The organism is Saccharothrix luteola (assembly GCF_020859565.1).
GTDB classification, from domain to species: Bacteria; Actinomycetota; Actinomycetes; order Mycobacteriales; family Pseudonocardiaceae; genus Actinosynnema; species Actinosynnema luteola.
Window position 1 is genome coordinate 103,450 of record NZ_JAJHUO010000022.1, and the last position, 26,137, is coordinate 129,586.

The 26,137-nt window shown below is 72.9% G+C and carries 25 protein-coding genes and 1 pseudogene; 17 read left to right on the forward strand and 9 right to left on the reverse strand.

Going from position 1 to position 26,137, the window contains the following annotated elements:
• Window positions 1-226 precede the first annotated feature (226 nt).
• From LNK82_RS29225 to LNK82_RS29250, 7 genes and pseudogenes are all read left to right on the forward strand, one after another.
• Window positions 227-2,236: a serine/threonine-protein kinase gene (locus LNK82_RS29225; RefSeq protein WP_443706264.1), complete on the forward strand. Its 2,010-nt coding sequence runs from the start codon at window positions 227-229 to the stop codon at window positions 2,234-2,236.
• A 2-nt stretch (window positions 2,237-2,238) separates the two neighbouring features.
• Window positions 2,239-3,207, forward strand: a complete 969-nt coding sequence (locus LNK82_RS29230; protein WP_230570155.1) for a PP2C family protein-serine/threonine phosphatase — start codon at window positions 2,239-2,241, stop codon at window positions 3,205-3,207.
• On the forward strand, window positions 3,197-4,477 hold the full coding sequence (locus tag LNK82_RS29235) for a vWA domain-containing protein (protein ID WP_230570156.1): 1,281 nt from the start codon (window positions 3,197-3,199) through the stop codon (window positions 4,475-4,477). Before LNK82_RS29230 ends, LNK82_RS29235 begins: the two co-directional genes overlap by 11 nt.
• 4 nt (window positions 4,478-4,481) lie before the next feature.
• Complete coding sequence (locus LNK82_RS29240; RefSeq protein ID WP_230570157.1) at window positions 4,482-5,102, forward strand: FHA domain-containing protein; 621 nt, start codon at window positions 4,482-4,484, stop codon at window positions 5,100-5,102.
• 266 nt (window positions 5,103-5,368) lie between these two features.
• Window positions 5,369-5,836: pseudogene (locus tag LNK82_RS48405) on the forward strand (nSTAND1 domain-containing NTPase); the annotation flags it as partial.
• A 34-nt stretch (window positions 5,837-5,870) separates the two neighbouring features.
• Window positions 5,871-6,284, forward strand: a complete 414-nt coding sequence (locus LNK82_RS29245; protein ID WP_230570158.1) for a WD40 repeat domain-containing protein — start codon at window positions 5,871-5,873, stop codon at window positions 6,282-6,284.
• Window positions 6,285-6,486: 202 nt separating this feature from the next.
• Window positions 6,487-6,972, forward strand: a complete 486-nt coding sequence (locus LNK82_RS29250; RefSeq protein ID WP_230570159.1) for a MarR family winged helix-turn-helix transcriptional regulator — start codon at window positions 6,487-6,489, stop codon at window positions 6,970-6,972.
• Between the two features lie 49 nt (window positions 6,973-7,021).
• Here LNK82_RS29250 and hrpA read toward each other — a convergent pair whose 3' ends face one another.
• The 3 genes from hrpA to LNK82_RS29265 are packed head-to-tail and all read right to left on the reverse strand — an operon-like array spanning window position 7,022 to window position 12,550.
• Complete coding sequence (hrpA, locus tag LNK82_RS29255) at window positions 7,022-10,924, reverse strand: ATP-dependent RNA helicase HrpA (RefSeq protein WP_230570160.1); 3,903 nt, start codon at window positions 10,922-10,924, stop codon at window positions 7,022-7,024.
• Between the two features lie 41 nt (window positions 10,925-10,965).
• Window positions 10,966-11,757: a thioesterase family protein gene (locus LNK82_RS29260; protein ID WP_230570161.1), complete on the reverse strand. Its 792-nt coding sequence runs from the start codon at window positions 11,755-11,757 to the stop codon at window positions 10,966-10,968.
• Window positions 11,758-11,791: 34 nt separating this feature from the next.
• Window positions 11,792-12,550, reverse strand: a complete 759-nt coding sequence (locus LNK82_RS29265) for an isocitrate lyase/PEP mutase family protein (protein WP_230570162.1) — start codon at window positions 12,548-12,550, stop codon at window positions 11,792-11,794.
• A 235-nt stretch (window positions 12,551-12,785) separates the two neighbouring features.
• Here LNK82_RS29265 and pdxR point away from each other — a divergent pair, with 235 nt between their 5' ends.
• Window positions 12,786-14,144, forward strand: coding sequence for a MocR-like pyridoxine biosynthesis transcription factor PdxR (gene pdxR / locus LNK82_RS29270; protein ID WP_230570163.1), 1,359 nt, complete (start codon window positions 12,786-12,788; stop codon window positions 14,142-14,144).
• On the opposite strand, the gene LNK82_RS29275 is transcribed toward pdxR, so the two are convergent.
• Entirely contained in the window at window positions 14,134-14,568 is a 435-nt protein-coding gene (locus LNK82_RS29275) for a YybH family protein (RefSeq protein ID WP_230570164.1), read from the reverse strand. The two genes, pdxR and LNK82_RS29275, sit on opposite strands and share 11 nt — an antisense overlap.
• A 94-nt stretch (window positions 14,569-14,662) precedes the next feature.
• On the opposite strand from LNK82_RS29275, the gene LNK82_RS47095 reads away from it, so the two are divergent.
• The 5 genes from LNK82_RS47095 (at window position 14,663) to LNK82_RS29295 (ending at window position 17,016) form a co-directional block, all read left to right on the forward strand.
• Window positions 14,663-14,794 (forward strand): hypothetical protein, encoded by a 132-nt coding sequence (locus tag LNK82_RS47095; protein ID WP_268997248.1) that lies wholly within the window; start codon window positions 14,663-14,665, stop codon window positions 14,792-14,794.
• The gene (locus LNK82_RS29280) at window positions 14,791-14,988 is read left to right on the forward strand and encodes a YciI family protein (RefSeq protein WP_230570165.1); all 198 of its coding nucleotides are present in this window, start codon (window positions 14,791-14,793) and stop codon (window positions 14,986-14,988) included. The genes LNK82_RS47095 and LNK82_RS29280 overlap by 4 nt, the downstream gene beginning before the upstream one ends.
• Window positions 14,985-15,176 carry a hypothetical protein gene (locus LNK82_RS29285; RefSeq protein ID WP_230570172.1) on the forward strand — a complete coding sequence of 64 codons (192 nt, stop codon included), beginning with the start codon at window positions 14,985-14,987 and terminating at the stop codon, window positions 15,174-15,176. Before LNK82_RS29280 ends, LNK82_RS29285 begins: the two co-directional genes overlap by 4 nt.
• A 129-nt stretch (window positions 15,177-15,305) precedes the next feature.
• Window positions 15,306-16,268 carry a hypothetical protein gene (locus tag LNK82_RS29290; RefSeq protein WP_230570166.1) on the forward strand — a complete coding sequence of 321 codons (963 nt, stop codon included), beginning with the start codon at window positions 15,306-15,308 and terminating at the stop codon, window positions 16,266-16,268.
• Window positions 16,269-16,299: 31 nt separating this feature from the next.
• Window positions 16,300-17,016 (forward strand): MBL fold metallo-hydrolase, encoded by a 717-nt coding sequence (locus tag LNK82_RS29295; protein ID WP_308257304.1) that lies wholly within the window; start codon window positions 16,300-16,302, stop codon window positions 17,014-17,016.
• Window positions 17,017-17,034: 18 nt separating this feature from the next.
• Here LNK82_RS29295 and LNK82_RS29300 read toward each other — a convergent pair whose 3' ends face one another.
• Window positions 17,035-18,321 carry a polysaccharide biosynthesis protein gene (locus tag LNK82_RS29300; RefSeq protein WP_230570167.1) on the reverse strand — a complete coding sequence of 429 codons (1,287 nt, stop codon included), beginning with the start codon at window positions 18,319-18,321 and terminating at the stop codon, window positions 17,035-17,037.
• A 155-nt stretch (window positions 18,322-18,476) separates the two neighbouring features.
• On the opposite strand from LNK82_RS29300, the gene LNK82_RS29305 reads away from it, so the two are divergent.
• The 3 genes from LNK82_RS29305 to LNK82_RS29315 all read left to right on the forward strand — a co-directional run bounded on the left by LNK82_RS29305 (window position 18,477) and on the right by LNK82_RS29315 (window position 21,638).
• Window positions 18,477-19,385, forward strand: coding sequence for a glycosyltransferase family A protein (locus LNK82_RS29305; RefSeq protein WP_230570168.1), 909 nt, complete (start codon window positions 18,477-18,479; stop codon window positions 19,383-19,385).
• Between the two features lie 117 nt (window positions 19,386-19,502).
• Complete coding sequence (locus tag LNK82_RS29310) at window positions 19,503-21,065, forward strand: hypothetical protein (protein WP_230570169.1); 1,563 nt, start codon at window positions 19,503-19,505, stop codon at window positions 21,063-21,065.
• Between the two features lie 207 nt (window positions 21,066-21,272).
• Window positions 21,273-21,638: a VOC family protein gene (locus LNK82_RS29315; protein WP_372470682.1), complete on the forward strand. Its 366-nt coding sequence runs from the start codon at window positions 21,273-21,275 to the stop codon at window positions 21,636-21,638.
• A 7-nt stretch (window positions 21,639-21,645) separates the two neighbouring features.
• Here the strand turns inward: LNK82_RS29315 and LNK82_RS29320 are convergent, their stop codons facing one another.
• Window positions 21,646-21,921 carry an ArsR/SmtB family transcription factor gene (locus tag LNK82_RS29320; RefSeq protein WP_230568548.1) on the reverse strand — a complete coding sequence of 92 codons (276 nt, stop codon included), beginning with the start codon at window positions 21,919-21,921 and terminating at the stop codon, window positions 21,646-21,648.
• A gap of 119 nt (window positions 21,922-22,040) precedes the next feature.
• On the opposite strand from LNK82_RS29320, the gene LNK82_RS29325 reads away from it, so the two are divergent.
• A complete protein-coding gene (locus LNK82_RS29325) occupies window positions 22,041-23,195 on the forward strand; it encodes a site-specific integrase (RefSeq protein ID WP_230568547.1) in 1,155 nt (384 codons plus the stop codon).
• Between the two features lie 344 nt (window positions 23,196-23,539).
• On the opposite strand, the gene LNK82_RS29330 is transcribed toward LNK82_RS29325, so the two are convergent.
• From LNK82_RS29330 to LNK82_RS29340, 3 genes are read right to left on the reverse strand one after another with little or no spacing between them, the layout of a single operon-like run.
• Window positions 23,540-24,235, reverse strand: a complete 696-nt coding sequence (locus LNK82_RS29330) for a histidine phosphatase family protein (RefSeq protein ID WP_230568546.1) — start codon at window positions 24,233-24,235, stop codon at window positions 23,540-23,542.
• Window positions 24,236-24,244: 9 nt separating this feature from the next.
• Complete coding sequence (locus tag LNK82_RS29335) at window positions 24,245-25,069, reverse strand: undecaprenyl-diphosphate phosphatase (protein ID WP_230568545.1); 825 nt, start codon at window positions 25,067-25,069, stop codon at window positions 24,245-24,247.
• Window positions 25,066-26,115 (reverse strand): LLM class F420-dependent oxidoreductase, encoded by a 1,050-nt coding sequence (locus LNK82_RS29340; RefSeq protein WP_230568544.1) that lies wholly within the window; start codon window positions 26,113-26,115, stop codon window positions 25,066-25,068. Before LNK82_RS29340 ends, LNK82_RS29335 begins: the two co-directional genes overlap by 4 nt.
• Between the last annotated feature and the right edge of the window lie 22 nt (window positions 26,116-26,137).

The window sequence follows — 26,137 nt, forward strand, 5'->3', positions numbered from 1 at the left end:
CGACAGCGGGCCCGCGACCGGCGCATACCCAGCGCCCGGTACCGACAGCGGGACTGACAGCGGGCCCGCGACGGGCGCGTACCGCGCGACCGGTCCCTCGACGGGGCCGGGCACGGCACCGTGGTCGATCGCGGGTGCGTCGGCGGCGCGGGCGCGGCGGGCCTCGGCGTCCACCCGGTCGTCCGGGCGCGGGCGGTTGGGGGCGGGGTTGGTCGAGGTGCCCCGGGTGCCCTACCGGGATCCGAAGACCGCCGTGCTGACCGATCCGGAGGTGCCGGAGGCGAAGCGGTTCTGCTCCAGCTGCGGCAAGGAGGTCGGGCGCGGTCGGGACGGCAGGCCCGGTCGGGTGGAGGGGTTCTGCGCGCACTGCGGTCACCACTACTCGTTCACGCCGAAGCTGGTGCCCGGCGAGGTGCTGCACGACCAGTACGAGGTGCTGGGTTGCCTGGCGCACGGGGGTCTCGGCTGGATCTACCTGGCCGCCGACCACGCGGTCAGCGACCGGTGGGTGGTGTTGAAGGGCCTGTTGGACTCCGGTGACGCGGACGCGATGGCGGCGGCGATGGCGGAGCGCCGGTTCCTGGCCGAGGTGGAGCACCCCACCATCGTCAAGATCCACAACTTCGTGCGGCACGCCGATCGGGCCAGTGGCGAGCTCGTGGACTACATCGTGATGGAGTACGTGGGCGGCACGTCGGTCAAGGACATGATCAAGCAGTTGCGGGCGGACGGCACGGGCACCGAGTCGCTGCCGGTGGCGCAGGCGATCGCCTACGCGCTCGAGGTGCTGCCCGCGTTGGGCTACCTGCACGACGTCGGCCTGCTGTACTGCGATTTCAAGCCGGACAACGTGATCCAGACCGAGGAGCAGTTGAAGCTGATCGACCTGGGCGCGGTGCGGCGCATCGACGACCGGCACTCCCCCATCTACGGCACGATCGGCTACCAGGCGCCGGAGATCGGCACGGACGGCCCGTCGGTGGCCTCCGACCTGTACACGGTGGGTCGGGCGTTGGCGGTGATGAGCTTCCAGTTCGACTTCCGCGGCCGCTACAAGGAGTCGTTGCCGTCGCCGGAGGAGCAGCCGTTGCTGCGCCGGCACGACTCGTTCCACCGGTTCCTGCTGCGGGCCGCGCACCGTGATCCGGAGCAGCGGTTCGGGTCGGCGGAGGAGATGGCCGAGCAGTTGACCGGGGTGCTGCGGGAGGTGTTGGCGCAGCAGGACGGCACACCGCGGCCGGGTGTGTCGCGGCAGTTCACGCCGGAGCGGCGGGCGTTCGGCACGGAGGGCGGGCTGGACGTGCGGGCGGCGGCGACGGGCCTGCCGGTGCCGCAGGTGGACACCTCCGACGCGGCGGCGGGGTTCCTGGCGACGGCGGCGACGACGGGTGACCCGGACCAGGTGGTGGCGGCGTTGCGCGCGGCGCCGGTGCAGACGGTGGAGGTGCGGTTGCAGGTGGTGCGGGCGTTGATCGAGGCGGGTCGGGTGCGGGAGGCGGTCGGCGAGTTGGACGCGTTGGCCTCGCCGTTCGACCCGGACGACCCGTGGACGCCCGCGCCGGACGACTGGCGGCCGGGCTGGTACCGGGGTGTGGCCGCGTTGGTGGACGGCGGGGGTGATCGGGCGCGGGCGGCGTTCGAGCGGGTGCGCGACGCGTTGCCGGGTGAGGCGGCGCCGAAGCTGGCGGTGGCGGTGTGCGCGGAGGCCTCCGGCGACGCCGACGCGGCGGCGGCCGGGTACGAGGTGGTGTGGCGCACCGATCACGCGTACGTGTCGGCGGCGTTCGGGCTGGCCAGGGTGCTGGTGGCGCGGGGCGAGCGGGAGGCGGCGGTGCGGGTGCTGCACTCGGTGCCGGACACGTCGATCCACCACGTGGCGGCGCAGGTGGCGGCGGTGCGGGCGCAGTTGGGCGCGGCGCGGGAGTGCGCGGCGGGTGACGGGGCGGAGGCGTTGGCGGAGGTGATGGCGGCCGGTGCGAGGCTGTCGGGGTTGGAGTTGGACGTGGCGAGGCGGGCCGGGTTGACCGTGGAGTTGTTGGGTGTGGCGTTGGAGTCGTTGCCGGGCGCCGGCGCGGCGCCCGGCGGGAGGCTGCTGGACTGCGAGGTGAGCGAGTCGGGGCTGCGGTCGGGCCTGGAGCGCTGCTACCGGCAGTTGGCGCGGCTGGCCGACACCCCGGAGGAACGCATCGCTCTCGTCGACCGCGCGAACGCGGTCCGGCCCAGGACGTTGGTGTGATCATGGAATCCTGTCCCGAGTGCTCGTCGCCGGTGGCGTCGCAGGACCGCTTCTGCGAGGCGTGCGGGCGCAACCTGCGGTTGCAGCGGACACCGGTGGGTGGTCCGGGGTCGCAGTGGCCGCCGATGTGCGCGTGCGGCGGTGAGGAGTTCGACGCGGACGGGTTCTGCGAGCAGTGCGGTCGGGCGCGGCCGTCGGCGCGGGACCGCGTGGAGTTCGTGCTGCCCGGGGTGGCCGGGGTGAGCGACCGGGGCAAGCGGCGGCAGCGCAACGAGGACTCGATGGCGTTCGGGCGGGTGCGCGGGCGCGGTGTCGCGGTGGTGGTGTGCGACGGGGTGGCGTCGTCGGAGCGGGCCGAGCAGGCGTCGCAGACGGCGGTGGACACGGCGGCGGACGTGCTGTTGACGGGGTTGCAGGCGGGGATGGACGCCGAGTCGTCGACGACGGACTCGGTCGTGGCGGCGAACGAGGCGGTGGGCCGGTTGGCGCGTCCGGAGGCGGCGGAGGTGGCGCCGTCGTGCACGTTCGTGTCGGCGGTGGTGACCGACGACTCGGCGACCGTGGGGTGGGTCGGCGACAGCCGCGCCTACCTGGTGGCAGAGGCGGGCGCGGCGCGGTTGACCACGGACGACACGTGGGCGGCGCAGCTGGTCGCGGAGGGCGTGCTGACCGAGGAGGAGGCGCTGACCGACCGGCGGGCGCACGTGCTGTCGCGGTGGTTGGGCGCGGACTCCGGGGTCGAGGCGCCGCAGACGGTGACGTTCAAGGTGGAGACGCCGGGGCTGCTGGTGCTGTGCAGCGACGGGTTGTGGAACTACGTGCCGGAGCCGGAGGACCTGTTGGAGGTGCTGCCGCGCGGGGTGCCGCCGGTCGAGGTGGCGCGGGAGCTGGTGGAGGTCGCGTTGAAGGCCGGCGGGCACGACAACATCACGGTGGTCGTCGTCCAACTGCGGGGTGGGCATGGCGCTTGAGTTCGCGGTCGAGGTGTTCCAGAACGAGTACCTGCCCGAGGGCGCCGCGGACGTCGACGCGATCGTCACGGTGACCGCGACGGGCGCCGCGGCGCAGGTGGTGCCGGCGGACGCGGCCGAGGTGGTCATCGTGGACACGTCGGCGTCGATGGCCTACCCGCCGTCGAAGCTGGCCGCGGCGAAGCAGGCGACGGCGGCGGCGATCGACGCGTTGCGCGACGGGGTGTGGTTCGCGGTGGTGGCGGGCACGGACACGGCGCGCACCGTGTACCCGCGGGCGCGGAAGCTGGTGGTGGCGGATGCGCGGACGCGGGCGGCGGCGAAGCAGGCCGTGCGGATGTTGCGGGCGGATGGCGGCACGGCGATGGGTCGGTGGCTCACGTTGGCCGACGAGTTGTTCGCCGGGTTCGAGGGCGGACCGAGGCACGCGATCCTGTTGACCGACGGCGAGAACCAGCACGAGTCGCCGCGCCGGTTGACGGCGGTGCTCGACGCGGTGGCGGGCCGCTTCACGTGCGACTGCCGCGGTGTGGGCACGGACTGGCAGGTGGCGGAGCTGCGCCGGATCGCCGAGGCGATGCTGGGGACGGTGGACATCGTGGCCGACCCGGAGGGGCTGGCCGCCGACTTCCGGTCCATGGCGGCGTCGGCGATGGGCAAGGCGGTGGCGGACGTGTCGCTGCGGTTGTGGACACCGGAGGGTGCGCGGGTCGTGTCGCTGAAGGAGGTGTCGCCGGGGTTGCGGGACCTGACCGGGCGGCGGGTGGAGTCGGGGCCGCGGACGGGCGAGTACCCGACGGGCGCGTGGGGTGGCGCGGAGAGCCGCGACTACCACCTGCGGGTGCGGGTGCGGCCGGCGGGAGTGGGCGACCGGATGCTGGCGTCGAGGGTGGGCCTGGTGGGTCCCTCGGGTGACGTGCTGGGGCGGGGTCGGGTGTTGGCGGTGTGGACCGAGGACTCGGCGTTGTCGACGCGGATCAGCTCCGAGGTGGCCCACTACACGGGGCAGGCGGAGCTGGCGGAGGCGATCCAGGACGGCTTGGAGGCGCGCAAGTCCGGTGACGTCGATCGGGCGACGGCGAAGCTGGGCCGCGCGGTGCGGCTGGCGCACGAGTCGGGCAACAGCGACACGGCGAAGCTGCTGGCCAGGGTGGTGGAGGTGGAGGATCCGCGGACGGGGACGGTGAAGCTGCGCGCGCGGGTGGCCGACGCGGACGAGATGACGCTGGACACCCGGTCGACGGTGACCAAGCGGGTCGGGAAGGGCTAGGAGGATGGCGACCTGCCCGGCCGGCCACGACTCGGAGACCGACGACTACTGCGACGTGTGCGGCGCGCCGATGCCGTCCGGGCCCGAGCCGTCCGCGTCGGCGCGGGTCGTCGAGGAGACGTGCGCGGCGTGCGGCGCGGTGCGGGTGGGTCGGTTCTGCGAGGAGTGCGGGCAGGACTCGTTGAACCCGGTCGTGGCGCCGCCGGTGCCGTCGCAGCCGGTGTCGTGGCACGTGACGGTGGAGGCGGACCGGGCGTACTTCGAGCGGGTGGTGGCGGTGGGCGGGCCGGACGCGGCTGCGATGGCGTTCCCGCCGTTCTGCCCGCCGCGCCGGTTCGAGCTGTCGGGCCGGCAGGTGTCGGTGGGGCGGCGCAGCCGGTCGCGGGGCATCTTCCCGGAGATCGACCTGGTGGGTCCGCCGGAGGACCCGGGCGTCTCGCACCACCACGCGCTGCTGGTGGCGTCGGACGGTGGGTGGGCCGTGGTGGACCTGGACTCGACCAACGGGACCACGGTGAACGAGGGCGCGGAGCCGCTGCGGCCGAACCGCCCCCACCCGCTGGAGCCGGGTGACCGGGTCCACGTGGGTGCCTGGACCACGATCACCCTGCACCGATCGGGCTGACGCCGGCGCTGCTGTCGGAAGCAGACCGCGGCCCCGCCGGAGCGTTCCGGCGGGGCCGCGGTGGGTGTGCGCGGGTGGAGAGCAAGCGGGCCGGGGCGAGCGGCGGCCGGTGGCCGGAAACTGCCCAGTCTGACGATCGCGTTGGCTTATGTCCGTGCCTGTGACGGGGATTCCGTGGATGGGAGAGACGCTGGCACGAGGTCGCCGCCGAACTCGCACGGCGGACGGAACCCGAGCCGCTCGATTCCGAAGATCGTGCTCCTTATGTGGGTTTGAGCGCATTCCAGGAGAGTGATGCGGACCTGTTCTTCGGCAGAGAAGATCTGCTCGGGAGGCTGAGCGCGAGGGTCCGCGCGAACCGTCTTGTCGCGGTGGTCGGAGCCTCGGGCGCGGGGAAGAGTTCGCTGTTGCGGGCAGGTCTGCTGCCGCAACTCCGGGCCGGGACGTCGGTGGTCATCATGATGACGCCGGGGCGGCACCCGATCGAGGAGTGCGCGATCCAGCTCGCCACACCGCTCGGGACCAGCCCGGCCAGGTTGTCCGACGACGTGTCCGACGTGCGCGGCCTGCACCGGCTGGTGCGGCAGGCGCTCACCGGCCGGACCGACGACGCCGAGCTGATCCTCGTCGTGGACCAGTTCGAGGAGGTCTTCACGCTCTGCGGTGACCAGCGGGAACGCTCGCGGTTCATCGAGCTGCTGGTGACCGCGGCGCGCGCGGAGAACAGCCGGGCGCGGATCGTGCTGGAGGGCGGGGCAGGACCGGATCATGTGGAGCGTCGAGTTCAGCCGGGACGGAACCGGAATCGTTGCCGGGACGCAGGACGGGACCGTGCTGCTGTGGGCGGCGGACGGGTCCGGGCAGCCGGTCGTCCTGCGCGGTCACGAGGGCATGGTGTGGGACGTGGCCTACAGCCCGGACGGCCGGTGGGTGGCCGGCACCGGCAGTGACAAGACGGTCAGGTTCTGGCCCGTCGGCGACGGTCAGGCGGCGATCGTCGTCCGCTGGAGCGGGCCGATGGCGCTGTCGTTCACCTACGGCCGGAACGCGCAGCGGCTGGTCAGCGCCCACGCCGACGGCGTGACGCGGCTGTGGACCTGCGAATCCTGCGCGCCGATCGAGCAGGTCCGGGCACTGGCCGCGCAACGAACCGAGCGCGGCCTCCCGCCCATCGACCCCTGAGCACGGTGGGCGCACGCGGGCGGGGTCCGCGACTGGGCCGGGCGCGCGGGCGGCGGTGGGCCGTCGCGCGGGTTTTCGCCGGGACGCCCGCACGCGTTGTCGATCACGAATACGGTGGGTGGTGCGGATCGAAGGGGGCCCGCGGTCGGTGCGGCGCCGGGCGGCGGGTCGTCCGGCACGGCGCCAGGGGGCAGGAGGGGTGATGGCGGACGCGGTCGACCAGGTGTTGGCGCAGTGGTCGGTGCTGCGCCCGGACGTGGACACCTCGCCGATGGCGGTGCTGTCGCGGGTGACGCGGCTGGCGCGGCTGCTGGAGCGCGAGTTGCGGGAGTTCGTCGGCCGGTTCGAGCTGGAGCCGGGCGAGTTCGACGTGTTGACCACGTTGCGGCGGGCGGGTTCGACGGAGGGCATGACGGCGGGCGCGTTCCTGTCCGCGTCGCTGGTGACGGCGGGCGCGATCACCAACCGGATCGACCGGATGGAGGCCAAGGGCCTGGTGGAGCGGGTGCCCGACGCGACGGACCGGCGGCTGGTGCGGATCAAGCTGACCGACCGGGGCGGCCGGCTGGTGGACGGGATGCTGGCCGAGCACATGCGGCAGTACGCGCGGCTGCTGGAGCCGTTGGACGAGGACACGAGAGCGGTGGTCGCCGACGCGTTGCGGACGTTGCTGGAGCAGTGCGAGTAGCGCCGGGTCCGGGCGGGTCGACGTGGGTCGGCCCCGGACCCGGCGGCTGCTAGCGGGGCACGGCGTCGAGGGCTTTGAAGATGCGCTTGTCGGAGACGGTGTAGCGGGTGCCGATGGTCTGGGCGAAGTAGCTCAGCCGCAGTTCCTCGATCATCCACCGCACCTCGTCGAGTTCGGGGTGCGGTTCGTCGGCGGGCAGGGCGGCGCGCAGGTCGCGGTACTCGGCGTGCACGGCGTGCACGCGGTCCATCCACTCCTGGTCGCGGCGGACGTTCTCGGGCAGCTTCTCCAGCCGGCGGGCGATGCCCTGCAGGTAGCGGTGCACGTCGCCGAGGCGGTCGGCGCCGGCCTCGGTGACGAAACCGGCGTGCACCAGGCCGGTGAACTGGGCGCGGACGTCGGCCAGGGACTCCTCGAAGACTCCGCCGCGCACGCCGTTGATCCGCAGTTCGACGTCCTGGGCGGCTTCCAGGACGCGGCGGACCTTGTGCACGACGTCGAACGTGGTCTCGCCGAGGCCGCGGCGGACGTGGTCGGTGAGCTTGGCGAACGCGGCCTCGGTCCACACCGGGCCGCCGGCGTCGAGCAGGAGCTTGTCGACGGCGGCGGAGATGCAGTCGGTCAGCAGCGGGGCGACACCGCCGTGGGGGTTGCGGGTCAGCGCGAGCTTCTCGGCGTTGTTCAGACCGCGTTGGAGGGACTTGACCGGTGACGGGGTGGTGAGCAGGAGCAGCCGGCGGGTGCCGCGCCACATGGCCTGCCGCTGGCGGCCGGGGGTGTCGAGGATCTCCACCGCGACGGTGTCGCCCTTGTCGACCAGGGCGGGGTAGGCGGTGACGACGATGCCGGACCGCTGCCGCTGCACGGTGCGCGGCAGGTCGCCGACGTCCCAGGTGGTCAGGCCGGTGCGGGCGAGGTTGCTCGCGGCGGCGGCGAGGGTTTCGCGCAGCTGTCCGCGCAGGCGGGCCTTGAGCGCGGCGAGGTCCTTGCCGCGGGCGAGTTCGCGGTCGTTCTCGTCGACGATCTCGAAGGTGAGCTTGAGGTGCTCGGGCACCTGGTCGAGCTGCCACTCCTCCCGGGGCACGACGACGCCGGTGAGGGTGCGCAGTTGCCGTTCCAGGGCGGGCAGCAGGGGCTCGTCGGGGTCGATGCCGGTCAGCGCGGCGGCGGCGACGTCGGGCACGGGCACGAAGTTGCGGCGCAGCGGTTTGGGCAGCGACCGGATGAGCGCGACGACGAGTTCGGTGCGCAGACCGGGGACCTGCCAGGACAGCGAGTCGTCGGGCAGGGCGGTGAGCGCGGGCAGGGGCAGCTTGACGGTGACGCCGTCGACGGCCGCGCCGGGTTCGAACCGGTAGGTCAGCGGCAGGGTGAGGCCGCCGCGGCGCAGTTCGTCGGGGTAGGCGTCGGGGGTGACCGCGGCGCGGTCGTTGACCAGCATGGCCTTGTCGAAGGTGAGCAGGTCGGGCTGGGTGTGGCGGGCCTTCTTCCACCAGGTGTCGAAGTGCCGGACGGACACGACGTCGGCGGGCACGCGCTGGTCGTAGAAGTCGTAGACGGTCTCCTCGTCCACGACGATGTCGCGGCGGCGGGCCCGGTTCTCCAGTTCCTCGACCTCGGCGAGCAGGTCGCGGTTGTGGTGGAAGAACTTGTGGTGGGTGCTCCACTCCCCCTGAACGAGCGCGTGCCGGATGAACAGCTCGCGGGACAGCTCGGGGTCGATGCGCCCGTAGTCGACCTTGCGCGAGGCGACGATCGGCACGCCGTAGAGGGTGACCTTCTCGAGTGCGACGACGGAGCCGCGCTTGGCTTCCCAGTGGGGTTCGCTGTAGGTGCGCTTGACCAGGTGCTCGGCGAGCTTCTCGGCCCACTCGGGTTCGATCTTCGCCACGGTCCGGCCCCACAGCCGGGAGGTCTCCACCAGTTCGGCGGCCATCACCCACTGGGGCGGTTTGCGGAACAGGGAGGAGCCGGGGAAGATCGCGAACTTCGCGTTGCGGGCGCCGAGGTACTCGGTGGCCGCCCGCTTGCCCGGGTCGCGTTTGGGCACGTCCTTGACGCCGATGTGGGACAACAGCCCGGACAGCAGCGAGATGTGCACGTTGCGCGGGTCGGCGGGCTGGTCGTTGACGTGCACGCCGAGGGTCTTCGCGACCTGCCGCAGCTGCTGGTAGATGTCCTGCCACTCGCGCACGCGCAGGTAGTTGAGGAACTCGGCGCGGCACAGCCTGCGGAACTGGTTGCTCGACAGCTCCTTCTGCTTCTCGCGCACGTGCTGCCACAGGTTGAGGAACGCGGTGAAGTCCGAGTCGGGGTCCTTGAAGCGGGCGTGGAACTCGTCGGCGGCCTGCTGCTTGTCCGAGGGGCGTTCGCGGGGGTCCTGGATGGACAGCGCGGAGGCGATGACCATGACCTCGCGGACGCAGCCGTTGCGGTCGGCCTCGATGACCATGCGGGCCAGGCGGGGGTCGACGGGCAGCTGGGCGAGCTTGCGGCCCAGCGAGGTGAGCTTCTGCTCGGCGGGCAGGATCGCGCCGAGTTCCTGCAGCAGCTGCACGCCGTCGGCGATGTTGCGCGCCTCGGGCGGGTCGATGAACGGGAACGCGGCGATGTCGCCCAGGCCGATGGAGGTCATCTGCAGGATGACCGAGGCGAGGTTGGTGCGCAGGATCTCCGGGTCGGTGAACTCCGGGCGCGCGTCGAAGTCGTCCTCGCTGTAGAGGCGCACGCAGATGCCTTCGGAGACGCGTCCGCAGCGGCCCTTGCGCTGGTTGGCCGACGCCTGCGAGACGGGTTCGATGGGCAGCCGCTGCACCTTGAGGCGGTGGCTGTAGCGGGAGATGCGGGCGGTGCCGGGGTCGACGACGTACTTGATGCCGGGCACGGTCAGCGACGTCTCGGCGACGTTGGTGGCGAGCACGACGCGGCGGGCGGTGTGCGGCTGGAACACGCGGTGCTGCTCGCCGAAGGACAGCCGCGCGTACAGCGGCAGGATCTCGGTGTTGCGCAGCTCCAGGGCGGCGAGGGCGTCGGCGGTGTCGCGGATCTCGCGTTCGCCGGACAGGAACACCAGCACGTCGCCGGGTCCTTCGGCCTGCAGTTCGCGCACGGCGTCGCAGATGGCCTGCGTCTGGTCGCGGTCCGGGTCGGCGTCGGGGTCCTCGGGGTCGACGATCGGGCGGTAGCGGACCTCGACGGGGTAGGTGCGGCCGGAGACCTCGATGACGGGGGCGTCGCCGAAGTGCCGCGAGAACCGCTCGGGGTCGATGGTCGCGGAGGTGATGACGACCTTGAGGTCGGGCCGCTTGGGCAGCAGCTGCTTGAGGTAGCCGAGCAGGAAGTCGACGTTGAGGCTGCGTTCGTGCGCCTCGTCGATGATGATCGTGTCGTAGCGCGACAGCATCCGGTCGGTCTGGATCTCGGCGAGCAGGATGCCGTCGGTCATGAGCTTGACCAGGGTGTCCTCGCCGGACTGGTCGGTGAAGCGGACCTTGTAGCCGATGGCGCTGCCCAGCGGGGTGTCCAGCTCCTGCGCGACGCGTTCGGCGACGGTGCGCGCGGCGAGGCGGCGGGGCTGGGTGTGCCCGATCTGGCCGAGCACGCCGCGGCCGAGCTCGAGGCAGATCTTGGGCAGCTGGGTGGTCTTGCCGGAGCCGGTCTCGCCGGCGACGATCACGACCTGGTGGTCGCGGATGAGCGCGGCGATGTCGTCCTTGCGGGCGCTGACGGGCAGCTCGGCCGGGTAGGTGATCTTCGGCACGGCCTCGCGGCGCAGGGCGACGCGCAGCTCGGCGGCCTCCAGTTCGGCCTCGATCTCGGCGAGGACGGCGGCGCGGGCGGAGTCGTCGCGGACCTTGCGCGCACCCTCGAGCCGGCGTGCCAGCCTCCGCTGGTCCCGCGACATCAGTTCGGACAGGCGTTGGCGCAGGTCAGCGTGCGACATCTGGTTCATTTGGGTCAAGGATATCGAGGGTGGGCCGGCGGGGCTGCCGATTATCGCGCGGCGGACAGGGCGAGTTGGCGTGACTGGGCGACCAGCTGCCCGGTCGCGTCCCACAGGTCGACGTCCTCCTCGTGGTAGCCGCCGGCGACGTGCCGGGTGCAGACGCGGGCGGCGAGCCAGTCCGAGGCGGGCCGGGCGCGGACGTGGACGGTGAGCTCGATCGTGGAGGCCTCGGTGACGCCGAGTTCGAGGACGGCGGGCGCGGCGGTGTCGACCAGGGTGGCCAGGCTCGCGGCGTCGGCGGGGCGGCCGTCGGCGAAGCGGAGCCAGAACTCGGCGCGCGGCGTGCCGGTGGGTCGGCCCCGGGCCCAGCCCTGCGGTTCGGGCGCGCGCACCTCGACGCGGTCGGTGACGGTGACGTCGGGCAAGCGCAGGCCGCCGTAGGCGTCGACGCACTCGTCGGGCGGCGGCAGGTCGGGGGCCTCGCCCAGCACGTGGGTGCGGCCGGTGGCGACGCCGAGGTCGGCGTAGGTCGCCACGACGCGGAGCACTTCCCGGTCGCCGCAGCTCAGGCGCGCCTCGCCGGTGGACAGCCGCCAGCCGGCGCGCACGACCTCGGTGTCCACGCGGGCCGGTCCGACGACGCCGGGGCGCAGGAAGTGGGCGCCGACGACGAGCGGGTCGGGGTGCGGCAGCACCTCGCCGAGCGCCCGCAGGCAGAACGCGACGAGGTAGCCGCCGTTGGGCCGGCCACCGCCGCCCGCCCAGCGGTCGGTGAGGTCGGCGGTGAACCGCCCCTCCCCCGTCGCGTCCACCCGCGTGTCGGTGTCCCACTCGTGCATGGGCTCACCCTAGTGGGCGTTACCGGTGGGTAGGTCAGCCGCGGTACGGGCTGCCGCCGTCGAGCATGTCGGTGGCCGTCTTCTTGAGCTGCTTCAGGATCAGCACGTTGTGCAGGCCGGGGCCGAAGCTGACCCGCGCCACGCCCAGCGGGGCCAGGTCGTTCGGGGTGGGCGAGCCGGGCCCGTGCGCGATGTTCACCGGACGTCCCCCGACCGCCTCGACGAACGCGGCGACCTGGTCGCCGGGCAGCCGCATCGGGTACACGCAGTCCGCGCCCGCCTCGAAGTAGGCCTGCGCGCGGCGCACCGCGTCGTCGAACGACTTCGCGCCGTGGAGGAACTCGTCGATCCGGGCGTTGATCACCACGTCGGCGTCGGCGGCGCGCACGGCGGCCAGGAAGTCGGCCTGCTCGGCGACGTCGACCATGGCCTTGGTGCGGGGGTCGGAGTCCTCCAGGTTGCAGCCGGCCGCGCCCGCCTCGGCGAGGCGTTCGGCGATCCGCGCGGGCGGCAGGTCGTAGCCGCGTTCGATGTCGGCGGTCACCGGCACCTCGACCGCGGCGGCGATCCGGCGCACGGCCTCGAACGCCACGTCGGTGGGCATGTCGTGCCCGTCGGCGAACCCTAAGGCGGCGGCCACGGCGACGCTGGTGGTCGCCACCACCGGGTGGCCCGCCTCGGCGAAGACCCGCGCGGAGGAGACGTCCCACGCGTTGGGCACCACCAGCGGCTTGCCCGGCACGTGCAGCGCGCGCAGCGCCTTGGCCGCCTCGGTCACATCGGTCCTGGTCACATCGACTCCCGTCACGACAGGGGCCGGCGACCCGACCCCGTTGCACCGGTGATCACTTGATCACCCGTGCCGATACTGCCAGTTCCCCGCGCACCTCGAACACCGCGTCCGACCGCGCCGCGAAGGCCGCCTGACGTCGGGTTTCGGGTGTGTCGCGAGGTTTGTCCACCGTGCCCGGCCGGCGACGCGGCGGGCTGGGATCCGGTGGGCCGGGTCCGTGGTTGGGGTCCGGTCCGTGTCGAACGAGTGGGCCGTCGCGGGTGTGGACCTGCACCTGGAGCTCGACCCGGCGTCGTCGCGGCGCGGCGGGGTGGAGCGGGCGTTGCGGGAGGCGATCCGGGCGGGCCGGTTGGCGCCGGGCGCCCGGTTGCCCGCGACCCGCAGGTTGGCCGTCGAGCTCGGGGTGGCCCGCAACACGGTGGCCGCCGCCTACGACCATCTGGTGGCGGAGGGCTACCTGACCGCGCGCCGGGGCGCGGGCACGCGGGTCGCGCCGCTTCCCCAAACCGACCCGCCCGCCGCGGCGCCCGCACCGGTCGCGCCGAGGCCGCGGCACGACCTGACGCCGGGCAGCCCGGACGTGTCGGCCTTCCCGACGGCGGCCTGGTTGCGCGCGACGCGCCGGGCGTTGGCCGCGGCGCCGGCGAGCGTGCACGGGTACGGCGACCCACGCGGCCGGGTGGAGCTGCGCACGGCGTTGGCCGAGTACCTGGGCCGCACGCGCGGTGTGCGGGCCTCGCCGGAGCGGATCGTGGTGACCTCCGGGTACGTGCAGGCGTTGGCGCTGGTGGCGTCGGTGGTGGACGGGCCGGTGGCGATGGAGGACCCCGGGCTGCCGTTCCACCGCGACGTGGTGGCGCGGACCGGGCGCCGGGTGGCGCCGTTGCCGGTGGACGACCGGGGCGCGACGACACCGGTCGACGCGGCGGCGGCCGTGGTGACGCCCGCGCACCAGTACCCGACCGGTGTGCCGCTGCACCCGTCGCGGCGGCACGCGTTGACCGCGTGGGCGCGCGAGTCGGGCGGGGTGCTGCTGGAGGACGACTACGACGGCGAGTTCCGCTACGACCGGCAGCCGTTGGGCGCGGTGCAGGGCACGGCCCCCGATCACGTGGTCTACGCGGGCAGCGCGTCGAAGACCCTCGGCCCAGGCGTGCGGTTGGGGTGGCTGGTGCTGCCGCCGCGCTGGGTGGACCCGGTCGTGGACGCGAAGCTGCACGCCGACCACCACACCGAGGTCGTGGGCCAGCTGGCGCTGGCCGACCTGATCGGCACGCACGCCTACGACCGGCACATCCGCGGCTGCCGGCTGCGCTACCGGCGTCGTCGCGACCTGCTCGTGCGGCGGCTGGACGACCTCGGCCTGCCTGCGCGCGGCGTGTCGGCGGGACTGCACGTGCTGGTGGAGCACCCCGACGAGGCCGCGGTGCCGGCCCGCGCCGCCGGGCACGGCCTGGCGCTGTCGGGGCTGCGCGAGCACTGGCACGACCCGGACCGCGCGACGCGGCAGGGCGTGGTCGTGGGGTACGCGACCCCGGCCGAGCACGCCTACCGCGCCGCGCTGGACGCGCTGGCCCACGCCCTCACGGCGTGAGGTCCAGGGCCGCCCTGAAGCTGCCGTCCATGTGGAACGGGGTCGAGGTGTGCTCGTGGGCGATGCGCCACGCGCCGTCCACCCGCCGCAGGCACACCGTGGAGCGGAACCACAGGTCGAACGCCTCGTGGTGGCCGCGCGGCACGGCCGACATCCGGTTGAGGCTGCGGCAGAACGCGAGGTCGCCCTCGGCGGTGATGTCCAGGTCGCGGATCTCGTAGTCCACGGCGGAGTCGAACGACGCGAACCAGGCGCGCATCGCCTCCGGGTCGACCACCTCGGGCGCGGTGTGCGCGAGCGGCGGCGCCAGGGTGAAGGTGACGGCGTCGGGCAGGTAGTCGGCGACCAGGCGGTCCGCGTCGCCGGAGCGCATCGCGGCGGCCCGCCGGTCGAGCAGGTCGGCGATGTCGGTGTGCTCGGTCATGGTGGTTCCTCTCCGGTGGGGCGCCCGTCACGGGGGACGTAGAAGCTGGACGCCCGGTCTCGACATCCCCGGACCGGTTTTCCCGGAGGTTCCGGTGCAGTACCTCGTCCTGATCTACAGCAACCCGGAGTCGCGCGCGATCCGGGACCGGATGGCCGACGTGACCGGACCGCCGGCCTGGACGCCTACGCGGCGCCGGCCGACCCGGCGCACACCACGCGGGTGACCGTGCGCGACGGGCAGACCTTCACCACTGACGGGCCGTTCGCCGAGGCCAAGGAGCTGCTGTCCGGGATCTACCTGGTGGACGTGCCGACGCGGGAGCGGGCGGTGGAGATCGCGGCCCGCCTCCCGGACGCCGCCCTGGGCCTGGTGCAGGTGCGGCCGGTGCTGTCGTCGCCGGACGACTTCTTCCTGTGACCGCGATCGACCCGCTGCTGCGGGACCTCGCGCCGCGCGTGCCGGGCGCGGTCGTGCGCCACCGCGCGCACCTGCTGAAACCGGCGGGCGACCGCGACGCGGCCCGCGATCACCACGCCCGCGCCGCCCGCACCACGCTGAGCCTGCCCGAACGCCGCTACCTCGAAGAACGGGCCCGACAGCGGTAGCCGGCGTGCTGTTGCGCCAACGACAACCCGCCGTTCGGCGGCTGGCGCGGCGGCACCCCGGCCGATGAGCTGGACCACGCGATGAGTCGGGGGACGACCCATCGAGGGGGAGTCGGTTTGTTCCTACCCGTGCCGGTGCCCGTGCTGCCGCCCAGCACCGCACTGGCCGAGCTGGCGACCGCGGGCGAGCACCACGCCTGGCTCGCGGGCACCACCGGCGTGTTCACCAGCCGCCCGTCGGCGCCGCTCGTGCTGAGCTGGACCGGCGAGACCTGGCGCGAGGAGCCGCTGCCCCGCCTGCCCGCCGCGGCGAGCCTGTCCGGGGTGTCCGCCACCGCGCCCGACGACGTCTGGGCGGTCGGCAACAGCGCCGGCCGCCCACTCGTGCTGCACTACGACGGCACCACCTGGCAGGTCGTCGGCACACCCCGCATCACCTGGGCCAAAGCCGTCACCGCCGTCCGCCACGACGACGTCCACGTCGTCGGCACCGGCCGCGACGCCCTGCACTACGACGGCACCGCCTGGCGGCTGCGCGCCGCCCTGTCCTCGGCCCGCGAAAGCCTCCAGACCATCACCGCCGCCGGACCACGCCACGTGTGGGCGGGCGGCGGCGGCCTCGCGGGCGCCGGACCCGCCACCTACTCCTACCCCGTCCTCGTCCGCTGGGACGGCGCCGCCTGGACCGAGGTCGCCGGACCGCGCACCGAACGCGGCCACGTCGCCCGCCTCGCCGCCACCGCGTCCGACGACGTGTGGCTCGGCCACGTCCGCGACACCGAAGGACTGCGCGTGCACCGGTGGGACGGCACGCAGTGGAACCCCGTCCCCGCACCCGAGGACACCGGCAGGCTCAGCGTGCACGGCGTCGCCGCCGGCTGGACCTGGGGCGTGCGCGCCACCCGCGGCACCTTCGAGACCCGACCCGCCTTCCACCGCTGGACCGGCGCCGGCTGGACCGCCGTGGCCCTGCCCGACGACCTCGCCCGCGCCTCCGCCTCCCACGTCGGCCTCGCCACCACCGGCGCCACCACCTGGGCCTACCTCAAAACAGCCGCAGGCGTGCACGTGCTGCGCCACACGCTCCCGTGACCACCCACCACACCCTGGGTCACACTGTCGCGTGACCTTCCGCCTCACCGTCCTGGGCACCGCCACGCCCTACCCCCGCCCCGGCAACCCCTGCTCCGGCTACCTGCTGCGCACCGAGCACACCGCCGTGTGGGTCGACGCCGGCCCCGGCACCCTCGCCGAGCTGCAACGCCACCACCGCCCCGACCTCCTCGACGCGGTCTGGATCTCCCACACCCACGCCGACCACGCCGCCGACCTGCTCCCCTACTACTACGCGCTGCTGTTCGCCGACCGACAACCGCACGCGCCCATCCCGCTCTACGGCCCACCCGGACTCGCCGACCGGCTCGAGACCTTCCTCGCCGGCGCCTCGCCCAACCCGGCCTCCGCCGCGTTCGACGTGCACGAACTCCACGACGGCCACCACGCCGAGATCGGCGACCTCACCCTCGCCACCCGCGCCGTCGACCACGGCCTGCCCGCCTTCGGCCTGCGCGCCACCCACGGCGACGCCACCTTCGCCTACTCCGGCGACACCGGCCCCTGCCAGGCCCTCGACGACCTCGCCGACGACGCCGACCTGTTCCTGTGCGAAGCCGACGGCGCCGGACCGCACCACTGCTCCCCCGAGGACGCCGCCGCGGCCGGCCGCCGCGCCCGACGCCTCCTGCTCACCCACGTCGGCCACACCGTCGGCACCGTCCACGCCGCCGAACGCGCCCACGCCCCCGTCGCACGACCAGGTGAAACATTCACGATCAGGTGATCCCAGCCGGGTGAAGCCTCACGCCTCCCGCACCACACCCACCCGCGCCAACCGACGCGCCAACGCCACCCCCATCCCCGCCGCCACCAGCAACGGACCCACCAACTGCGCCACCGTCGCCACCACCACCGGCGACCCCGGCAACACCAACACCACCAACAACACCACCGTGCCCACCACCCACGACCCGGTGATCGCCGACCGCGCACCCAACGCGATCAACGCCGGCTGCAACACCTGAGCCACCATCAACAAGAGCGTCCCCACCCCCAACGCACCCATCAACACCCACGACAACCCCGCCTCCGCCCCGAAGAACACCCGCACCGCCCACGGACCCAACACCGCCGACCCCACCGCACCCACCACACCCACCACCAACACCCACACCGTGATCCGCCGCAACACCGCCCGCACCGCACCCAGATCACCGCGCGTCGCCGCCTCCGTCAACCCCGGCAACAACAACGCCTGCACCGGCGAGAACACGAACAACGGCACCCTCACCAGGATGAACGCCGACGAGAACGCCAACGCCAACGCCGCGTCCTGCGGCAACCGCGCCGTCACCACGATCGGCGCCACGTTCGCCACCGCCTGCACCAACAACCCCGCCAACACCAACAACGCCAAACCCTCCACCCGCGCCCCCGACCCCTCCGGAGCCACCACCCCACCCACCGCCGACGCCGACCGCGACCGCAACCACACCAACCCCGCCACCACACCCACGACCGTCCCCAACGCGAACGTCAACCCGAACACACCCGCACCCGCCACACCCACCGCCACCACCACGACCGCACCCGACAACCGGGCGAAACCCTCACCCGCCAAAGTCGCCGCATAACCCGAGAACCGCTGCATTCCACCCAACACACCACGCACCAGGTAAATAGCCGCCGAAGTCACCACCGCCACCACCACCGCCACGAACAACGGCCACGACCCTTTCAACGACCGCTCCACCAACACCGGCGACACCACCACCAGCACCGCCACCACGCCCAACGTCAGCACCACGCCCTCACGACCCACCCGACGCACCGCCCCACCAGGCCGTTCACCCCTCGCCAACGCCCGCGACGTCGCATGACTCGCCTGCTGCTCCAACGCCGAGAAGATTCCCGGACCCACGATGTTCGCCAACAGGTAGAACGCCGCCACCGCCGCCGCGTCCGACGCCGACAACGAATGACCCCCGATCGCCACGAACGCGTAACCCGACGCACCGAGAACCAACGTGCCCAACCCCACGACGACAGCAGGGCTCAACCGACGCGGGGGCATGATGTCTGCGCTCACCGCCAACACAGTAGGCTGCCTCGTCGCCACCTCCTGACAGCCGGTATCCCCGGTGCTCGGGTGGAACCACGAGGGGCAGCGCGCAAGGGGAAGGGTCGTGGCAAGGGGATGGGCGTTCCGCACCGCAGCCTGATCGTCGGTCGTGCGAGGTGACCATGAACGGCATCGACATCATGCTCCCCCACTACGGGGACATCTCGTACCTGAAGACCGCCGTGCGCAGCGTCATCGCCCAGGACGACGGCAACTGGCGCCTCACCGTCGTCGACGACAGCGTCACCGACAACGACCTCCCAGAGTGGTTCGACTCGCTGCGCGACGACCGCGTCCGCTACCAGCGCAACGACCACAACATCGGCATCAACGCCAACTTCCAGAAGTGCCTCGACCTCGCCGAACGCGACTTCCTCGTGGTCATGGGCTCCGACGACGCCATGCTGCCCAACTACGTCAGCACCATCCGCCGCACCACCCAGCGCTACCCCGACGCCGACGTCGTCCAAGCAGGCGTCGAAGTCATCGACAGCACCGGCCAGGTCGTCCGACCCCTCACCGACCGCGTCAAGCGCAACCTCTACGCCCCCGACACCACCACCCCCAAGGTCATGGGCGGCGAAGACCTCGTCGTCAGCCTCCTGCGCGGCAACTGGACCTACTTCCCCTCCCTGTGCTGGCGCCGCGAAGCCCTCAAAGACCTCAGCTTCCGCCCCGGCCTCAGCGTCGTCCTCGACCTCGCCCTCATGCTCGACCTCCTCGAACGCGGCGGACAACTCGTCGTCGTCCCCGACCTCTGCTTCCAGTACCGCCGCCACGACGCCAGCGTGTCCTCCTCCCTGGCCTCCCTCGGCGGACGCTTCACCGAAGAACACGACTTCTTCCTCGACGTCGCCCGACACATGGACGACATCGGCTGGCACCGCGCCGCCAAAGCCGCCCGCCTGCACCTCTCCTCCCGCCTCCACGCGCTGCTCATGCTCCCCGGAGCCGTCAGCTCCCGGCAGACCGCCAGCGCCAAACTCCTCGTCCGCCACGCATTCGGAACCACCAAACCCGTGAGGAAGTGATCGACGGTGCTGTCGACCGCGCCAGAACAACCGCCGCGGCCCAGCCCCGAGCACACCCCGCCGCCGCCCCACACCGCACAACCCCGCCGAGGATGGCTCTTCGCCACCGAAGCCGTCGTGTCCGTGGCCGCCGCCGCGCTGATGGTGCTCCTCGCCCGCGGCATCGAGGTCAACCCCCTCGACCGGATCGGCCAGATCAGCGGCCTCGCCGCACTCCAACTCCGGTTCGCCCTCATCGCCGTCGTGCTGCTGGCCCTCGCCGTCGTCACCGCACGCGTCCGCTGGGTCGCCCACGCGCCACTCGCCCGCAGGATCGCCGCCGCCGCCGCGGCCGGCCTCTACGGCGGACTCGTCGCCGGCGCCGTCCTCGTCGCCCTCCGCGGCGCCTCCTGGGGCCTCAACGCCAACGGCGGCGACTCCGGCGCCCTCACCCGCTGGGCCCAGACCCTCATCGACACCGGCACCATGCAAGCCGACTACCCACCCGGCTGGGTCCACGCCCTCGCCTGGTACTCCCAACTCACCGACACCACACCCGGCTACAGCCTCAAAGTCCTCCAGATCGCCGGCACCGCCCTCTTCGGCCCCATCGCCTACCTGTCCTGGCGACTGCTGCTCCCACCCCTGTGGGCACTCGGCCTCGGCGTCATCCCCGCCATAGTCCTCATCGACCCGTACAAGCCCTACACCAACCTCATGCTCGTCGCGATGGTCCCGCTCCTGCTCGTCCTGCTGCGCAGGCTCCGCCGCGCCGGCGACACACCCTGGCGCGGCATCGTGCTGCACGGCATCGGCGTCGGCATCGCCCTCGGCCTGGTCTTCCTCATCTACTCCGGCTGGTTCGTCTGGTCCGCCCCCGGCGTGCTGATCGCAACCCTCGTGCTGTTCCCCTGGCGCACCGGCCCGCTCAAGGGCCTCGCCCTGATCGCGATCACCGCCGCCGTCTTCGTCGCCGTCTCCTCCCGCCACCTCTTCGGCCTGCTCACCGCCTCCGGCTCGGTCAAGGACCGCTACTTCTACTGGGACACCTGGACCGAACCCACCTACCTCGCCATGTGGCGCAGCGACCTGCCCGGCAACACCGGACCCTGGCCACCACCCGGCGAACTCGGCGGCGTCGGCCTGTTCACCATCCTCGCCCTCGTCGGCCTCGCCGCCGCCATCGCCGTGGCACGCAGCCGCACCGTCGTCATCGTCCTCACCTCGGTGTTCACCGGCGCCTGGCTGCTGCGCTTCTACTTCGGCTCCCAGATGTACGCCGCCGACGCCGTGCAGCTGTGGCCGCGCAGCACCGCCGAACTGCTCTACTGCCTGCTCCTGCTCACCGGCTTCGCCGGCTACTACGCCGTGCGCCGCTTCGACGGCGTCGCCCGCGTCCGCGACGCGATCACCTCCCCGTCCACCGGCATCGGCGTGCTCGCCGCGCTGTTCCTGCTCATCGCCTCCGCCGGCTCCTCCACCGGCGACCGGTACATGCCGCGCACCGACAACTCGCTCGGCTACCTCGCCACCAGCGCGCACCTGATCAAGCAGCCCGACGGCAGCTGCTCGGCCTACGCGCACACCCTGGGCCGGGGCTGCTTCGAGTCGACCGACCCCCGGTTCGGCGAGACGCTGCTCGAACTGGCCGAACTCGGACCCAAGCGCGGCGAGCTGCCACACCCGCCCCCGGGCGGCTGATCACCGCACGTGACGGTGGGGGGGGGGGGGGGGGCCGCCCCCCCCCCCCCCCGCGGTGGGGGGCGGTGAGGGGGCGGCGGGGGGTGGCCCCGCCCCCCGCGGGTGGGGGGGGGGGGGGGGGCCACCCCCCCCCCCCCCCCCCACCGCTGTCTCGGCCGAAGAGCGCCGGACGTGCGGACGCCACCCGGCGGGGTGAAAATCAAGACCGTGCTGAAGCTGACCGCGACGGTGCTCGACGCACCCGACGCCCAAGCCCTCGCCCGCTTCTACCGCGACCTGCTCGGCTGGACCCTCGACGCGGACGAACCCGGTTGGGCCACCCTCCGCCCGCCCGACGGCGGCGCCGGGCTGTCGTTCCAGACCGAAACGCGCTACCGCCGCCCCACCTGGCCCGCGGCCGACGGCGACCAGCGGATGATGGCGCACCTGGACATCGAGGTGGACGACCTGGAGACCGCCGGCGCGCACGCGGTCGCGACAGGAGCCACGCTCGCCGAGCACCAACCGCAGGAGAACGTGCGCGTCTACCTCGACCCGGTGGGCCACCCGTTCTGCCTGTACGTGGACGCCTGAACCCGGATCACGGCGGCCCGATCGCCCGGGTGATCGAGTCCAGCACGCCGGGGAACCGGTGTTCCATCTCCGCGCGCCGCAGCTCGTGGGTGCGGTAACTGCCCTGGGGCGTCACGCGCAGCACCCCGGCTTCGCGGAGCACCTTCAGGTGGTGCGACAGCGTCGACATGCTGACCGGCACGTCGAACTGGCCGCACACGATCCCGCCCGATCGGGCCAGCTCGGCCACTATCCGCAGTCGGACCGGGTCCGCGAGCGCGCTGAGCACGGTCGCGAGACGCATGTCTTCCACGTCCGGGTGTTGTAGGGCGCGCACGGTTTCGCATAGTAGCGACCACGGTCAAGTGGTCTATTAATCCACACTGAAGATATTAAGGTTATCGACGGTGTTAGGGTGATGGGGTGACCTTGCCGGAGCCGGTGCGCGCGGAACTCGACCGCGTGCGGCACGCGCCCCTGGTGGACTTCGCCGCGCTGGAGCAGGTCCGCCGCCGGTTCGACGAGGAGCAGGCCGAAGCGCTGTCGGGTTACCTGCGGGCCGCGCAGTCGACGAACACCCTGCGGGCCTACCGCTCCGACTGGGTGGGCTGGGCGGCGTGGTGCGAGGCCGAGGGGCGCGTGGCGCTGCCCGCGGACCCGGTGGACGTGGCGGTGTACCTGGCGGTGGCGGCGGACCTGGCGAAGGCCGACGGCTCCCCCGCGTTCGGTCCGTCCACATTGGAGCGCAAGGCGGCGGCGATCGCGGCGGTGCACGCGGCGGGCGGGCTGCCCTCGCCCACGCGGTCGGACGTGGTGCGGTTGACGCTGCGCGGCATCCGCCGCACTCGGCAGGCGCAGCCGCGGCGCAAGCGGCCGGTGCTGCTGGGCACGTTGGAGGCGTTGTTGGCGGAGCTGCCGCCGCCGGGCTGGCCGACGGGCGTGGCGCGGCGGCGTGACGCGCTGCTGCTGCTGGTGGGGTTCGCGGGCGCGTTGCGGCGCAGCGAGCTGGCGGCGTTGGCGTTGCAGGACGTCACGGTCGACGTGGACCCGCGCACGCACGAGCCGCTGCTGCTGGTCGAGCTGGGCGTGACGAAGACCGACCAGACCGGCGCGCAGCGCCAGCGCGTGGTGCTCCCCCGCGGCGCCCGCCGGCCGACGTGCCCGGTGTGCGCGTACGCGGACTGGGTGGACGTGCTGACGGCGCCGCAACCGCGGGCGGTGACGGAGGACGAGGGAGAGCCGTCGTCGACGCACCGCTGCCACTCCTACCGGCCCGGTCCGCTGCGGGGCCCGTTGTTCCCGTCGGTGAGCCGGCACGGGCGCCTGGGCGGCCGGTCGATGTCGGACCGGGCGGTGTCGGACGTGGTGAAGCGGTACGCGGAGCGGGCCGGGCTGGACCCGGCGCTGTTCGGCGGGCACTCGTTGCGGGCGGGGTTCGCCACGCAGGCCGCGCTGGGCGGCGCGAGCGACCGGGAGATCATGCGGCAGGGCCGCTGGACCAACCCGCGCACGGTGCACCGCTACATCCGCACCGCGAATCCGTTGGAGGACAACGCGGTCACCCGCCTCGGACTGTGATCAAGGGCGCACCGCGGGTTGTTAACTTCTAACACGCCCCGTTCTTCCGGGCGGAGCCGAACGGGCTAACGGGTTAGGGCGTCGGCTCGCTTGCGCCATTTGTTTCCACGGTGTTTCCACGTGCGTTGAGCTGCGGTTTTGGCTACTTCATCGACGTGGGCGGACGTGCTGACCTGCGCAGGCGACGCGGCGCCGCCGGACGTCCAGCCCGCAGGAGGGCGTTCACCCGCGCGGTGACGCCAATACGATCGTCCCCACGAGGCCGCCCGCCCCGGCCAAGCGCACCGTGGCCCCCGGACTACCCTGCACTGTCCGGGGGCCACGCGCTGCTCGCACCGCCCGCGTCAGGAGCCGGTCGCGCCGCCCACGACGGCGTCGGAGGACGGCGGCTCCTCGGTCTTCTCCGGCGGTGGCGCCAGCACGGACAGGTCGCCGCCGTTGTCGTTGACCCGCAGCACGAACGGCCGGGTCTCGGTGTACTGCACGACGGACACCGAGGCGGGGTCCACGACGATGCGCTGGAACCCGTCGAGGTGCACGCCGAGCGCGTCGGCGAGGACGGCTTTGATGACGTCGCCGTGGCTGCACGCGAGCCACACCGCGCGGGGTCCGTGCTCGGCGGTGACGCGGGCGTCGTGGGCCCTGATCGCGGCCACGGCGCGGGCCTGCACGGTCGCGAGCCCTTCGCCGTCGGGGAACACCGCGGCGGACGGGTGCTGCTGCACGACCGACCACAGGGGTTCGGCGTACAGCTCCTTGATCTCGCGCCCGGTCCACTGGCCGTAGTCGACCTCGGCGAGGTCGGGTTCGACGACCGGGTCGAGGCCGAGCCGGTCGAGCAGCGGCGCGAGGGTCTGCCGGCAGCGTTCCAGCGGCGAGGTCACCACGGCGGCGACGGGCACGCCGGCGAGCCGGTCGACCAGCGCCGAGGCCTGCTCCACGCCCCGGTCCGAGAGCGTCACGCCGGGTTGCCGGCCCGCGAGGACGCCCGCTCCGTTGGCGGTGGAGCGGGCGTGTCGCAGCAGGATCACGGTAGCCACGTGGCCACCCTATGTCGGGTTGATGAGCCCCATCGACAGCAGCCCCATCAGGACGATGCCCAGCAGCAGCCGGTACCACACGAACGCCGAGTAGCTGTGCTTGGAGACGTAGCGCAGCAGCCAGGCGATCGTGGCGTAGCCGACGACGAACGCGACGACCGTCGCGGCGATCATCTGCGGCACCGACGCTGCGTTGGGCTCGGAGCGGTCGAGCACGTCGGGGATGCTGAACAGCCCCGCGCCGAACACGGCGGGCAGGGCCAGCAGGAACGAGTAGCGCGCGGCGGAGGCGCGGTCCAGGCCGAGGAACAGACCCGCGGTGAGGGTCCCGCCGGAGCGGGACACGCCGGGGATCAACGCCATCGCCTGGGCCAGGCCCATGCCGACGGCGTCCTTGAGCTGGAGCTTGGTGCGCAGGTGCTGGGCGAACTGGTCGGCGAGGCCGAGCAGCAGGCCGAACACCACCAGCACGGTGGCGGTGATCCACAGGTTGCGCAGCGACGAGCGGATCTCGTCCTTGAACAGGTAGCCCAGCACGCTGATCGGGATGGACCCGATGATCACGTACCAGGCCATGCGGTAGTCCTCGGTCTTGCGCGCGGCCTTGCTGAACAGGCCGCGGAACCAGGCCGCGATGAAGTTGCCGATGTCCTTGGCGAAGTAGATCAGCACCGCGACTTCGGTGCCCAGCTGGATCACGGCGGTGAACGACGCGCCCGCGTCGTTGCCGAAGAACAGCGTGGAGACGATCCTCACGTGCGCCGACGAGGAAATGGGCAGGAATTCCGTGAGTCCTTGGACGAGTCCTAGGACGAGGGCCTGCAACCAGCTCAACTACCCACTCCTGCCAGATCCAGAGCTTCGGTCGCCGTGCGGAGCGCGGCGATCCCCTGCTCGAGATCTTGCAGCATGGGCGAAAGGGTGAGCGTGGTGACCCCCGCTTCGGCGTAGGCGCGCATCTTGTCGGCGATGCGCTCCTTGGTGCCGAGCAGGGACGTGCCGTCGAGGAAGCCGAGCGGCAGCGCGGCCATGGCGCCGTCGTAGTCGCGGGCGAGGTAGCGGTCCTGGACCTCGGCGGCCTCGGCGGCGAAGCCCATGCGCGCGGCGTTGTCGTTGTAGAAGTTCTTCTGCCGGCTGCCCATGCCGCCGACGTAGAGCGCGGCGTAGGGCCGGATCCGGTCGGCGCAGGCGCGCCAGTCCTCGCCGACGACCATCGGCACGGTGGCGGCGATGTCGTAGCCGTCGAGGGTCTTGCCCGCCTTGGCGCGGCCGGCCTTGAGCGAGGCCAGCGCGTCGGCGGAGTGCTCGGGCGAGAGGAACAGCGCGAGCCAGCCGTCGGCGATCTCGCCGGCCAGCTCGACGTTCTTCGGGCCGACCGCGGCCAGGTAGACCGGGATGTGCTCGCGCACGGGGTGCACGGTCAGCTTGATGGCCTTGCCGGGGCCGTCGGGCAGCGGCAGCGTGTAGTGCTCGCCGTCGTAGCTCAGCCGCTCGCGGCGCAGGGCGGTGTTGACGATGTCGACGTACTCCCGGGTGCGGCCCAGGGGCTTGTCGAACCGCACGCCGTGCCAGCCCTCCGACACCTGCGGCCCGGACACGCCGAGGCCCAGCCGGAACCGGCCGCCGGACAGGGAGTCCAGGGTGGCGGCGGTCATCGCGGTCATCGCCGGCGTCCGCGCGGGGATCTGCAGGATCGCGCTGCCCACGTCGACGCGCTCGGTCTGCGCGGCCACCCACGCCAGGACCGTGGGCGCGTCGGAGCCGTAGGCCTCGGCGGCCCACACCACCGAGTAGCCCAGCCGGTCGGCAACCCTTGCCAGTTCGAGGTTCGCGGCGTCGTTGCCCGCGCCCCAGTACCCGAGGTTCAGTCCCAGTCGCACGAACCGTGACCCTACCGGTCGG

Bases quoted from the DNA above. Each gene is read 5' to 3' on its own strand.
- hrpA (WP_230570160.1), bottom strand. From the start codon at position 10,924: ATGAACCAGATGTCGCACGCTGACCTGCGCCAACGCCTGTCCGAACTG.
- LNK82_RS29240 (WP_230570157.1), top strand. From the start codon at position 4,482: ATGGCGACCTGCCCGGCCGGCCACGACTCGGAGACCGACGACTACTGC.
- LNK82_RS29275 (WP_230570164.1), bottom strand. From the start codon at position 14,568: ATGACCGAGCACACCGACATCGCCGACCTGCTCGACCGGCGGGCCGCC.
- LNK82_RS29305 (WP_230570168.1), top strand. From the start codon at position 18,477: ATGAACGGCATCGACATCATGCTCCCCCACTACGGGGACATCTCGTAC.
- LNK82_RS29230 (WP_230570155.1), top strand. From the start codon at position 2,239: ATGGAATCCTGTCCCGAGTGCTCGTCGCCGGTGGCGTCGCAGGACCGC.
- LNK82_RS29250 (WP_230570159.1), top strand. From the start codon at position 6,487: ATGGCGGACGCGGTCGACCAGGTGTTGGCGCAGTGGTCGGTGCTGCGC.
- LNK82_RS29245 (WP_230570158.1), top strand. From the start codon at position 5,871: ATGTGGAGCGTCGAGTTCAGCCGGGACGGAACCGGAATCGTTGCCGGG.
- LNK82_RS29260 (WP_230570161.1), bottom strand. From the start codon at position 11,757: ATGCACGAGTGGGACACCGACACGCGGGTGGACGCGACGGGGGAGGGG.
- LNK82_RS29320 (WP_230568548.1), bottom strand. From the start codon at position 21,921: ATGCGTCTCGCGACCGTGCTCAGCGCGCTCGCGGACCCGGTCCGACTG.
- LNK82_RS29235 (WP_230570156.1), top strand. From the start codon at position 3,197: ATGGCGCTTGAGTTCGCGGTCGAGGTGTTCCAGAACGAGTACCTGCCC.